This is a genomic window from Kineosporia succinea, assembly GCF_030811555.1.
Taxonomy (GTDB): domain Bacteria; phylum Actinomycetota; class Actinomycetes; order Actinomycetales; family Kineosporiaceae; genus Kineosporia; species Kineosporia succinea.
Window position 1 is genome coordinate 4,705,611 of sequence record NZ_JAUSQZ010000001.1, and the last position, 11,556, is coordinate 4,717,166.

General features: G+C 71.1%; 11 protein-coding genes. All 11 read left to right on the forward strand.

The features are described 5' to 3' along the window. Nucleotides 1-23 precede the first annotated feature (23 nt). On the forward strand, nucleotides 24-1,070 hold the full coding sequence (gene argC, locus J2S57_RS20455) for an N-acetyl-gamma-glutamyl-phosphate reductase (RefSeq protein ID WP_307245413.1): 1,047 nt from the start codon (nucleotides 24-26) through the stop codon (nucleotides 1,068-1,070). 43 nt (nucleotides 1,071-1,113) lie between these two features. After that, a complete protein-coding gene (locus tag J2S57_RS20460) occupies nucleotides 1,114-1,503 on the forward strand; it encodes an ACT domain-containing protein (RefSeq protein ID WP_307245415.1) in 390 nt (129 codons plus the stop codon). 20 nt (nucleotides 1,504-1,523) lie between these two features. Further along, the gene (gene argJ / locus J2S57_RS20465) at nucleotides 1,524-2,678 is read left to right on the forward strand and encodes a bifunctional glutamate N-acetyltransferase/amino-acid acetyltransferase ArgJ (RefSeq protein ID WP_307245417.1); all 1,155 of its coding nucleotides are present in this window, start codon (nucleotides 1,524-1,526) and stop codon (nucleotides 2,676-2,678) included. Next, nucleotides 2,675-3,574: an acetylglutamate kinase gene (gene argB / locus J2S57_RS20470; protein WP_307245419.1), complete on the forward strand. Its 900-nt coding sequence runs from the start codon at nucleotides 2,675-2,677 to the stop codon at nucleotides 3,572-3,574. Before argJ ends, argB begins: the two co-directional genes overlap by 4 nt. 62 nt (nucleotides 3,575-3,636) lie before the next feature. Continuing rightward, nucleotides 3,637-4,824: an acetylornithine transaminase gene (locus J2S57_RS20475; protein WP_370882686.1), complete on the forward strand. Its 1,188-nt coding sequence runs from the start codon at nucleotides 3,637-3,639 to the stop codon at nucleotides 4,822-4,824. Next, a complete protein-coding gene (gene argF / locus J2S57_RS20480; protein ID WP_307245423.1) occupies nucleotides 4,821-5,750 on the forward strand; it encodes an ornithine carbamoyltransferase in 930 nt (309 codons plus the stop codon). The genes J2S57_RS20475 and argF overlap by 4 nt, the downstream gene beginning before the upstream one ends. After that, nucleotides 5,747-6,274, forward strand: coding sequence for an arginine repressor (locus J2S57_RS20485; RefSeq protein ID WP_307245425.1), 528 nt, complete (start codon nucleotides 5,747-5,749; stop codon nucleotides 6,272-6,274). Before argF ends, J2S57_RS20485 begins: the two co-directional genes overlap by 4 nt. Nucleotides 6,275-6,398: 124 nt before the next feature. After that, nucleotides 6,399-7,829: an argininosuccinate lyase gene (argH, locus tag J2S57_RS20490; protein ID WP_307245427.1), complete on the forward strand. Its 1,431-nt coding sequence runs from the start codon at nucleotides 6,399-6,401 to the stop codon at nucleotides 7,827-7,829. A 413-nt stretch (nucleotides 7,830-8,242) separates the two neighbouring features. Next, the gene (locus tag J2S57_RS20495) at nucleotides 8,243-8,851 is read left to right on the forward strand and encodes a DNA-3-methyladenine glycosylase (protein WP_307245429.1); all 609 of its coding nucleotides are present in this window, start codon (nucleotides 8,243-8,245) and stop codon (nucleotides 8,849-8,851) included. 112 nt (nucleotides 8,852-8,963) lie between these two features. Beyond that, a complete protein-coding gene (gene tyrS, locus J2S57_RS20500; protein ID WP_370882687.1) occupies nucleotides 8,964-10,262 on the forward strand; it encodes a tyrosine--tRNA ligase in 1,299 nt (432 codons plus the stop codon). 145 nt (nucleotides 10,263-10,407) lie between these two features. Further along, nucleotides 10,408-11,475: a beta family protein gene (locus J2S57_RS20505; RefSeq protein ID WP_307245433.1), complete on the forward strand. Its 1,068-nt coding sequence runs from the start codon at nucleotides 10,408-10,410 to the stop codon at nucleotides 11,473-11,475. Nucleotides 11,476-11,556 lie beyond the last annotated feature (81 nt).

Sequence of the window (11,556 nt, forward strand, 5' to 3'; positions counted from 1 at the left end):
GCTCTGACGTATAGTCATGCGTCATGGGCATCACGGCAGCAGTGGCAGGGGCAAGTGGGTACGCCGGCGGCGAGCTGCTGAGACTCCTGTTGTCGCATCCCCAGATCGAGATCGGCACGCTCACCGCGGGCGGTAACGCGGGTTCGAAGCTCGCCGATCACCAGCCGCACCTGCTCCCGCTGGCCGACCGGGTGCTCGCGCCGACCACGGCCGACGAGCTCAAGGGTCACGACCTGGTGTTCCTGGCCCTGCCGCACGGCGCCAGTGCGAAGATCGCCGCCGAGCTCCCGGTCGACACGGTCGTCATCGACTGCGGCGCGGATCACCGGCTCTCGAGCGCGGCCGCGTGGGAGGAGTTCTACGGCGGTGAGCACGCGGGCACCTGGGCGTACGGTCTGCCCGAGCTGCCCCGTGCGGGCGGCGAGCGGCAGCGGGAGAACCTGCGCGGCGCGCGGCGTATCGCGGTTCCCGGCTGTTACCCGACCGCCTCGAGCCTGGCTCTGGCCCCCGGTTTCGCGGCCGGTCTGCTCGAGGGTGACGACGTGGTGGTGGTCGCGGCCAGTGGCACGTCCGGTGCGGGCAAGGCGGCCAAGCCGAACCTGGTCGGCAGCGAGGTGATGGGCTCGATGAGCCCGTACGGCGTGGGTGGCGTTCACCGTCACACCCCGGAGATCGAGCAGAACCTCGAGCTGGCGGGGGGCCTGAAGGTGACGGCCTCGTTCACCCCGACCCTGGCGCCGATGTCGCGGGGCATCCTGGCGACGGCCACGGCGAGGATCAGGCCGGGGGTGACGCCGGAGCAGATTCGTGAGGCCTGGGAGAACACGTACCGCGACGAGGCTTTCGTGCACGTTCTGCCCCCGGGGCGCTGGCCCCGCACGGCCGACACGCTGGGCGCGAACACGGCGCTGATCCAGGTGGCCGTCGATGCGCGGGTGGGCCGGGTGGTGGCCGTGAGCGCCATCGACAACCTGACCAAGGGCACGGCCGGCGGAGCGATCCAGTCGGCCAACCTGGCGCTGGATCTGCCCGAGACCCTGGGGCTCCCCCTGGTCGGGGTGGCGCCGTGAACCTCGTCGAGACGCCGCGCAACGCCGGGAGCCTGGAGGCATCGTGCATCTGATCCAGTACCGCCAGGCCATGGCTCTCGTGCGGCTCGCCCCCGACAGTCCCGACCCGAGCTGGGCCTACGGGGTCCCGCTGGTGAGCATCTCGCGCACCACCGACGAGATCAGCGTGGTCTGCCCGACCACCAGCCTGCCCGAGCCGGTTCCGGGGCCGGTCGAGGGCCCGTTCACCGTCACCCGGGCCGCCGGAGCCCTCGAGTTCAGCCAGATCGGCGTGCTCCTGCGTCTGCTGAAACCACTGGCGGACGCGGGTATCCCGGTGCTGAACGTGTCCACCTTCGACACCGACTGGGTGCTCGTGCCGGCCGCGCAGTCCGGTATCGCTGCCTCGGTCTGGCGTCACGCCGGTTACACCGTGACCGAAGACGCCGAATAACCATCTCTGGAAGGAAAGACATGAGCGTCACCACGGCGAAGGGCTTCCGGGCCGCCGGGGTCGCGGCCGGGCTGAAGAGCACCGGGGCCCCCGACGTCGCGCTGGTCGTGAACGACGGGCCGAACGACGCGGCCGCGGCCGTCTTCACCAGCAACCGCTGCAAGGCGAACCCGGTGTTGTGGAGCGAACGGGCCATCGCCGACGGCCGCCTGCGGGCCGTGGTGCTGAACTCCGGTGGCGCCAACTGCTACACCGGCAGCGAGGGCTTCCAGGTCACGCACGCCACGGCCGAGGAGGTGGCCCGCCTGAGCAGCCTCTCGCCTTTCGACGTGCTGGTCTGCTCCACCGGCCTGATCGGGCTGAACCTGCCGAAAGACCGCATGCTGAAAGGTGTCGCCGACGCCACCGCGCAGCTGCGCGCCGACGGTGGCACCGAGGCCGCGACCGCGATCATGACCACCGACACGGTCTCCAAGGAAGCCGCCGTCACCTCCCCGGCCGGCTGGACCGTGGGCGGGATGGCCAAGGGCGCGGGCATGCTCGCGCCGGCACTGGCGACCATGCTGGTGGTCGTCACGACCGACGCCGAGGTGTCGCCGGAAGGCCTCGACCGGGCGTTGCGAAAGGCCACCCGGGTCACCTTCGACCGCCTCGACTCCGACGGGTGCCAGTCCACCAACGACACCGTGGTGCTGATGTCGTCGGGCGCCTGCGGTGTGGAGCCCGACGAGGCCGAGTTCACCGCCGCCGTCACCGAGGTCTGCAAGAGCCTGGCGCTGCAGCTGCTGGGTGACGCCGAGGGCGCCGACCACGACATCGCGATCGAGGTGCTCGGCGCCGTCTCCGAGGAGGAGGCTGTGGAGGTCGGCCGGTCCGTCGCCCGCAGCAACCTGTTCAAGGCCGCCATCTTCGGCAAGGACCCGAACTGGGGCCGCATCCTGGCCTCGGTCGGCACCACCCGGGCCCAGTTCGACCCGGCCGACCTCGACGTCGCCCTCAACGGCACCTGGGTGTGCCGCAAGAGCACCCCGGCCGAGTCCGCCGAGGGCATCGACCTGACCGACCGCCAGGTGAGTGTCACCATCGACCTGAAGTCGGGTCCGGCCACGGCGACGGTGTGGACGAACGACCTCACCCACGCGTACGTGCACGAGAACAGCGCGTACTCGTCATGATCGACACCCCGGCCGAGAAGGCCGCCGTCCTCGTCGAGGCCCTGCCCTGGCTGCGCCGGTTCCAGGGCGCGATCGCCGTGATCAAGTACGGCGGCAACGCCATGATCGACGACGAGCTGAAGCGCGCGTTCGCCGAGGACGTCGTGTTCCTGCGCGCGGCCGGCCTGAAACCCGTTGTCGTGCACGGTGGCGGGCCGCAGATCTCGGCCATGCTCAAGCGTCTGGGCATCACCAGCGAGTTCCGCGGCGGCCTGCGCGTGACCACCCCCGAGACCATGGACGTGGTCCGGATGGTGCTCACCGGTCAGGTCAGCCGTGAGCTGGTCGGCCTCATCAACCAGCACGGCCCGCTCGCCGTCGGCCTGTCCGGTGAGGACGGCGGGCTGTTCCTCGCCGCGAAGCGCGGTGCGCTGATCGACGGCTCGCAGGTCGACATCGGCCTCGTCGGTGACGTGGTGGAGGTCGACCCGGCCGCCGTGCTCGACCTGATCGACGCCGGGCGTATCCCGGTCGTCTCCACGGTGGCGCCCGACGACGACGGCCAGGTGCTCAACGTCAACGCCGACACCGCCGCGGCCGCGCTCGCGATCGCGTTGCAGGCCCGCAAGTTCGTGGTGCTGACCGACGTCGAGGGTCTGTACGCGGACTGGCCCGACCGGTCCAGCCTGCTCACCGAGATCACCGACAGCCAGCTCGAGACCATGCTGCCGTCGCTGGAATCGGGCATGGTGCCGAAGATGGAGGCCTGTCTGCGGGCCGTTCGCGGGGGAGTGCCCACCGCCACCGTCATCGACGGGCGGGTGCCGCACAGCCTGCTGCTCGAGGTGTTCACCACCGACGGCGTGGGAACCATGGTCGTCCCCGAGAAATCAACCGAGAACGAGGACCAGCAGTGACCACCGACCTCACCGCCGCGAACCAGCAGCTCGTCGACGCCGGCCAGGGTTCGGCGCAGTGGATGGAGCGTTACCAGCGCTCAGTGCTGGGCGTCTTCGGCACCCCGCAGCGCGTTCTGGTGCGCGGCGAGGGCGCTCACGTCTGGGACGCCGACGGTCAGCGCTACCTCGACCTGCTCGGCGGCATCGCCGTGAACGCGCTCGGTCACGCCCACCCGTTCCTGGTCTCCGCCGTCACCGCGCAGCTGGCCACGCTCGGCCACGTCTCCAACTTCTTCGCCAACCCGCTCCAGATCGCTCTCGCCGAGCGGCTTCTCGAGCTCGCCCAGGCCCCCGAGGGCTCGGCGGCGTTCTTCTGCAACTCCGGCACCGAGGCCAACGAGGCCGCGTTCAAGCTGACCCGTCGCACCGGCCGCACCAAGGTCGTGGCGGCCACCGGCGCGTTCCACGGGCGCAGCATGGGCGCGCTCGCGATGACCTACAAGCAGGCCTACCGCGAGCCGTTCGCACCGCTGCCCGGTGACGTCGTGCACGTGCCCTGGGGCGACGCCGAGGCGCTGGCCGAGGCCGTCGACAACGACACCGCCGCGGTCATCCTCGAGCCGATCCAGGGCGAGGCCGGTGTGCGTCCCGCACCCGCCGGCTACCTGGCGGCGGCCCGCCGGGTCACCCGGGCCCACGACGCCCTGCTGATCTTCGACGAGGTGCAGACCGGAATCGGCCGCACCGGAGCCTGGTTCGCGCATCAGCTGGCCGAGCTCAACGGCGGCGACGACATCACGCCCGACGTGATGACCCTGGCCAAGGGCCTGGGCGGCGGCATCCCGGTGGGGGCGCTGGTGACTTTCGGCCCGAAGGTCACCGAACTGCTCCAGCCCGGCCAGCACGGCACCACCTTCGGCGGCAACCCGGTGGCGGCGGCCGCCGGTCTGGCCACGCTGCACGTGATCGAGCGCGACGGGCTGCTGGCCAACGTGGTGGCGGTCGGCCGGCGCATCCAGGAAGGCGTGCAGGCCCACCCGCTGGTCGACGGGGTCCGGGGCCACGGGCTGCTGATCGCGATCCAGCTGCGTGAGCCCGTGGCGGCCGCGGCGGCGAGCAACCTCCTCGACGCCGGTTTCATCGTCAACGCCGTCGCCCCCGACGCGATCCGGCTGGCCCCGCCCCTGATTCTCACCGCCGCCCAGGCGGACTCGTTCATCGCGGCCCTGCCCGCCGCCCTCGACTCAGTTCCGCAGGAGAACCCGTGACCGTCCGGCACTTCCTCAAAGACGACGACCTCTCGCCCGACGAGCTGATCGAGGTCCTCGACCTGGCCGACCGGCTCAAGGCCGACCGGTTCGCCCGCAAGCCGCTCGAGGGCCCGCAGACCGTGGCCGTGCTGTTCGACAAGTCGTCCACCCGCACCCGGGTCTCGTTCAGCGTCGGCATCGCCGACCTCGGCGGCTACCCCCTGGTCATCGAGTCGGGCAGCAGCCAGCTGGGCCGCGGCGAGCCGATCGAAGACACCGCACGCGTCTTCTCCCGGCAGGTCGCGGCCATCGTCTGGCGCACCGGTAACCAGAGCCGCATCGAGGCGATGGCCTCCGCCGCAACGGTTCCCGTGGTGAACGCGCTCACCGACCAGTACCACCCCTGCCAGCTGCTGGCCGACCTGCAGACGATCCGCGAGCACAAGGGCCGTCTGGCCGGGCTGACGCTGGCCTACCTGGGCGACGGCGCGAACAACATGTCGCACTCGTACCTGCTGGCCGGTGCGAACGCGGGGATGCACGTGCGGGTCGCGGCGCCCGAGGCCTTCCAGCCCGACCCGGCGATCCTCGAGCAGGCCTGGGCGCTGGCGTCCGACACCGGCGGTTCGGTCACGGTCACCACCGACCCGGCCGAGGCCGTCGCCGGCGTCGACGTGATCACCACCGACACCTGGGTGAGCATGGGCCAGGAGGGCGAGAAGAGCGACCGGGCCGGCGTCTTCACGCCCTACTGCGTCGACGACGCACTGCTGGGCAAGGCCGCGTCCGACGCGATCGTGCTGCACTGCCTGCCCGCCTACCGGGGCAAGGAGATCTCCGCGTCGGTGCTCGACGGCCCGCAGTCGGTGGTCTGGGACGAGGCCGAGAACCGGCTGCACGCCCAGAAGGCGCTGCTGGTGTGGCTGCTGGAGCGATCGGGATGAGTTTCCCCAGCCAGTCGGCGGGGCGGGCACACACCAAGGTCGCCCGGCACCGCCGCATCGTCGAGCTGCTGCGCCACAACCAGGTGCGCTCCCAGGTCGAGCTGGCCCAGATGCTCACCGCCGAGGGACAGGCCGTCACCCAGGCCACGCTCTCGCGCGACCTGGTCGAGCTGAGCGCCGTGAAGGTGCGTCATCCCGACGGCGGCCTGGTCTACGCGGTGCCGGGGGAGGGCGGTGACCGTACGCCCCAGGCCGGTGTCGAGCAGGAGATGCTGGTCTCGCGGCTGGCCCGGCTGTGTGAGGAACTGCTGGTCACGGCCGAGGCGTCGGCCAACCTGGTGGTGCTGCACACCCCGCCGGGGGCCGCCCAGTTCCTCGCCTCGGCGATCGACCACTCGGTGCTGCCCGACGTGCTCGGCACCATCGCCGGTGACGACACGGTGCTCGTGGTCACCCGCGATCCGCTGGGCGGCGATACGGTCGCCAACCGGTTCCTGTCGCTGGCCGCCGGTAGTTCCGAGTAAACACCTGCTTGTGGACGCGCCGGTCGTCCCGGTCTCCCCGGCCACCTCCCGAGGTGGCCGGAAGACCGGGAGCCCGACGCGTCCCCCATCGTCTTTGTTGATCAACTGCCACAAGGAGACACCCGTGACCGCCGAGCCCAAGGTCCTGTGGGGTTCACGTTTCAGCGCCGGCCCGGCCGACGCGATGTTCGCGCTGTCGGTGTCGACCCACTTCGACTGGCGCCTGGCCCGTTACGACCTGGCCGGTTCCCGCGCGCACGCCCGCGCCCTGAACCGCGCCGGGCTGCTCACCGACGACGACCTGTCCGGCCTGCTCGCCGGGATCGAGAAGCTGGACGCCGACGTGGCCTCCGGTGCGGTGACGCCCGCCCCCACCGACGAGGACGTGCACTCGGCCCTCGAGCGGATCCTGATCGAGCGCCTCGGCCCCGAGCTCGGCGGGCGCCTGCGCGCCGGCCGCTCGCGCAACGACCAGATCGCCACCCTGCTGCGCATGTACCTGCGCGACATCTCCAAGGTCGTCGCGAACCAGGTGCTCGACCTCGCCGAGGCCCTGGCCGGGCAGGCGGCCGCGCACCCGACCGCGCCGATGCCCGGGCGCACGCACATGCAGCACGCCCAGCCGGTGCTGCTCGCCCACCACCTCCTGGCCCGCGCCTGGCCGCTGCTGCGCGACGCCGACCGGCTGCGCGACTTCGACCGCCGCGCCGCGGTCTCGCCCTACGGTTCCGGTGCGCTCGCCGGGTCCACGCTCGGCCTCGACCCCGAAGCCGTCGCCGCCGACCTGGGTTTCGGCTCCTCGGTGCCGAACTCGATCGACGGCACCGCCTCTCGCGACCTGGGCGCCGAATTCGCCTTCGTGGCCGCGATGATCGGCGTCGACATCTCCGGCCTGTCCGAGGACGTCATCATCTGGGCGACGAAGGAGTTCTCGTTCGTCACGCTCGACGACGCCTGGAGCACCGGGTCGAGCATCATGCCGCAGAAGAAGAACCCGGACGTGGCCGAGCTGACCCGGGGCAAGGCCGGGCGCCTCATCGGCGACCTGGCCGGGCTGCTGGGCACGCTCAAGGCGCTGCCCCTGGCCTACAACCGCGACCTGCAGGAAGACAAGGAGCCGGTCTTCGACGCGGCCGACACCCTGCTCCTCGTGCTGCCCGCCCTCTCCGGCCTGGTCTCCACCCTGGTCTTCCACACCGAGCGGATGGCCGAGCTGGCGCCGCAGGGCTTCGCGCTCGCCACCGACATCGCCGAGTGGCTGGTGCGGCAGCGGGTACCGTTCCGCGACGCGCACGAGATCGCCGGGGCCTGCGTGCAGCGCTGCGAGCAGCGCGCCGCCGCCGAGGGCGTGCCGGTGGAGCTGTGGGACCTGACCGACGACGACCTGGCCGCCGTCTCACCGCACCTGACGCCGGCCGTGCGCGAGGTGCTCAACGTCGAGGGCGCGCTGCGTTCGCGCGACGGACGCGGTGGCACCTCCCCGCGCCGGGTGCGGGAGCAGATGGAGGAGCTTGCCGCAGGGATCGCCGATCTGCGGGCCTGGGCCGCCAACTGAGATCCAACCGTGATCAAAGCCGTTGCCTGACGGGGGATTCGGCTGACCCCTCAGGGGCTGGGAGTTGAGCGGTAAAACGTCCGGTTCGCGACGTTCGCAGGTGACGGGCAGTGCCGCCCGTAACGCAATGCGACCGTCGCGAACCCTGCGCGAAACATATTTGAAATAGTAAAATCCATGTGCCGCAACGCTTTTGCTTGCTGCGTGAAAATTGGTGTCTTTACGTCGACGGGGCGAGGGGTAAGACTGGGCCGTGCGTGGGTCGCAATGGCGCGGTCCACGCATCAAACGTCTCGAAGTTCCGCCGCTGGCAGTGAGTTACGGCCCCATCGGCCGATCACTGAACGGTTTTACATCAGCCCGACACCTGTCGTTCTGCATGCGCGGCCGCAACCCCGTCCTACGATCGCAGCGTGTCCGAACCCGCACCCCTGCCGCGCTCGTTCTTCGACCGGGACCCGCTCGTGGTGGCGCCCGCCCTGCTCGGCGCGATCCTGCGCAACGGGCCGGTCGACGTCCGCCTCACCGAGGTCGAGGCCTACCTCGGCCAGGGAGAAGACCCGGCGTCGCACACGCACCGCGGCAAGACCCCGCGGAACGCGGTGATGTGGGGGCCGCCCGGCCACCTGTACGTGTACTTCACCTACGGCATGCACTACTGCGCCAACCTGGTCTGCCGCCCCGAAGGCGTCTCCGGCGGGGTACTGCTGCGGGCGGGCGAGGTGGTCGCCGGGCTCGACGAGGCGCGCTCGCGGCGCCCGGCCAGTCGACGCGACGTCGATCTGGCCCGCGGGCCGGCGCGGCTCGCCAGCGCATTGGGTCTCGGGCGGGAGGACGACGGGCGCGACGTCTGCGCGAACGGTTCCGTGACGGTGCTTCCGGGCACTGCTCCGGGAGCGGTGCTGAGCGGTCCCCGGGTCGGGGTGACGCTGGGGGCGGACTCACCGTGGCGCTACTGGATCGAGGGCGATCCCACGGTCTCGGCCTACCGCCCGGGCAAGCCGCGCACCCGCCGGACCTGACTCTCTCCCTCGTGTGTCCCCCCGAGTCAACGCTGCCCGCACCGGCGACCACGTCGTCCTCAATCCGGTTCTCATCGGTGCCGCCTGCGGCCCTATGGTTTGACGCGTGACCGTGAGTACCGACGAAACCGTGACCTCCGCGACGGCGGCCAACGTTCTTGACGAGCTGAAGTGGCGCAACCTCCTCGCCAACTCCACCGACGAGGCGGAGCTGAGGAAGGCCTTCGGCGCCGGGCCGGTCACCTATTACATCGGCTTCGACCCGACGGGCCCGAGCCTGCACATCGGCCACCTGGTGCAGGTGCTCACCATGCGGCGGCTGCAGGAGGCCGGGCACCGTCCGCTCGCCCTCGTCGGCGGCGCGACCGGCCTGATCGGCGACCCGCGGCCCAGCTCCGAGCGCGTGCTGAACTCACCCGAGACCGTGGCCAACTGGGTCGAGCGCCTCCGCGGCCAGATCGAGCCGTTCCTCGACTTCACCGGTCCCAACGCCGCGACCATGGTCAACAACCTGGACTGGACCTCCGGCCTGGGCGCCATCGAGTTCCTGCGCGACGTGGGCAAGCACTTCCGGGTCGGCAAGATGCTCGCCAAGGACGCGGTGAGTGCCCGCCTGAACTCCGAGGCCGGCATCAGCTACACCGAGTTCAGCTACCAGATCCTGCAGTCCATGGACTTCCTCGAGCTCAACAAGCGCCACGGGTGCACGCTGCAGCTCGGCGGGTCCGACCAGTGGGGCAACCTCACCGCCGGTCTCGACCTGATCCACCGGGTGCGGCCCGAGCAGAACGTGCACTGCCTGGCCACGCCGCTCATCACCAAGGCCGACGGGTCCAAGTTCGGCAAGAGCGAGGGCGGTGCGGTGTGGCTCGACCCCGAGATGACCTCGCCCTACGCGTTCTTCCAGTTCTGGCTCAACGCCGAGGACGCGAAGATCGCCGACTATCTGCGCGTGTTCACCTTCCGGAGCGCCGCCGAGATCGACGAGCTGGCCGCGGCCCCGGCCCACACCCGCTCCGCCCAGCGCGCCCTGGCCCACGACATGACGGCCCTGGTGCACGGCGACCTCGCGGCCACCCGGGTGGAAGACGCGAGCAAGGCGTTGTTCGGCGGGGGAGACGTGGCGGGTCTCGACCCGCGCACCCTCTCCGACGCGTTGGGTGAACTGCCGAAGGTGACCCTGGCACGCGGCGAGCACCTGGTCGCCGACCTCCTGGTGGCCACGGGGCTGGCGAAGAGCAAGTCCGACGCCCGGCGCACGCTGAACGACGGCGGCGCCTCGGTGAACAACGTGAAGGTGACGGACGGGGACGCCGCCACGGTCAGCACCGCCGACCTGGTGCACGACCGCTGGATCCTGCTGCGCAAGGGCCGGCGCTCGCTGGCCGCGGTGGAGCTCGCGGGGGAGTAGGTCTCGCTCTCCCCGCTTCCTCCTCGTCGCTCCGAGGGCCCGCTCACCGATCCGGTGGGTGGGCCCTCGTCGTGCTGCGGGGGGTTTCGCCGGCGGGGCCGTGCTTGCTACTGGGAGGAGGCCCGATCCCAGGAGGCGCACAGTGATGCTGGCGGCAACGGAACCTCCGCTCTACGTGCCGGTGCTGCGGGGGCACCTGGGGGAGTTCGACGCGCTGGAGATGATGGCGCCGGCCACCCGGTCCCGGAGCTACCCGCTGATCGTGATCGTTCCCGACGTGGAGACGAAGCCGCACGAGCCGTGGCGTCTGGCGGAGCGATTCGCGACGCTGTCCCAGAAGTGGGAGGGCCGGATCATGGTGGACGGGTCCCGCCTCACCGACCGGGAGACCCGGGGCGACACCGGTCTGCGCACCGTCATGGACGCCGCGCGGGGCCCGTTCACGCAGGCCGTTCCGGTGGTGCGCCTGAAGGACGACGCGGCCGTGCGGTTCGACGCGGCCGACGCGGTGCGGCAGGACGGCAACGGGGTGGCGGTGCAGGTGCGGCGTGACGATCTGTTCGTGGCCCCGGCTCTGGTGGCCCGGCAGCTCAGCGAGTTGCTGCACGACGTCGGGGTGCAGCCGGAGCAGACCGATCTGCTGCTCGACCTGGGGTACGTCGCCGACGATGCTGCCGCCGTGCACGGGAGCCGGCTGGTGGACCGGGTGCTGAGCGAGACGTCCGGCCTGGCCCGGTACCGCACCGTGGTGCTGACGGCCGGGGCCTTCCCTCCGGATTCGGGCACGGTGCGCCCGCAGCGGCTGACCGAGGTGGCCCGGCACGACGCGGCGCTCTGGGAGTATCTGAAAGCGCGCGATCCGGAACGTCTTCCGGTGTACGGCGACTATGCGATCACGCATCCCGGCTTCCATCCGCCCTCGTCCGGAGAGATCCGGCGGCCTTCTCCCCACCTGCGGTACACGGTGGCGGCGAGGTGGCTGGTGCTGCGGGGGAGGCGTGACCATCCCCGCAGGAACGCGCAGTTCTACGACATCTGCCAGGAGATCAGCGCGGACGACCGCTTCTGCGGCGCCGGCCTGGGACCGGCGGACGGACGGATCGCGGACGCCCGGTCGTTCGGGCCGGGCGCGGCCAAGGACTGGATCGCCGTCGGAACGGCGCACCACGCGGACTTCGTCGTGGACGCGCTGGCCCGGACCGGCCTTCCCTGACCGTCCGTTACGGATCTATATCGGAGAGTTATCTGAGCTGCTCGGGTGGCGCTTGACATCGCGATTTGACCTGCTGGTCAG

Bases quoted from the DNA above. Each gene is read 5' to 3' on its own strand.
- argC (WP_307245413.1), top strand. From the start codon at position 24: ATGGGCATCACGGCAGCAGTGGCAGGGGCAAGTGGGTACGCCGGCGGC.
- argJ (WP_307245417.1), top strand. From the start codon at position 1,524: ATGAGCGTCACCACGGCGAAGGGCTTCCGGGCCGCCGGGGTCGCGGCC.
- argB (WP_307245419.1), top strand. From the start codon at position 2,675: ATGATCGACACCCCGGCCGAGAAGGCCGCCGTCCTCGTCGAGGCCCTG.
- J2S57_RS20475 (WP_370882686.1), top strand. From the start codon at position 3,637: ATGGAGCGTTACCAGCGCTCAGTGCTGGGCGTCTTCGGCACCCCGCAG.
- J2S57_RS20485 (WP_307245425.1), top strand. From the start codon at position 5,747: ATGAGTTTCCCCAGCCAGTCGGCGGGGCGGGCACACACCAAGGTCGCC.
- J2S57_RS20505 (WP_307245433.1), top strand. From the start codon at position 10,408: ATGCTGGCGGCAACGGAACCTCCGCTCTACGTGCCGGTGCTGCGGGGG.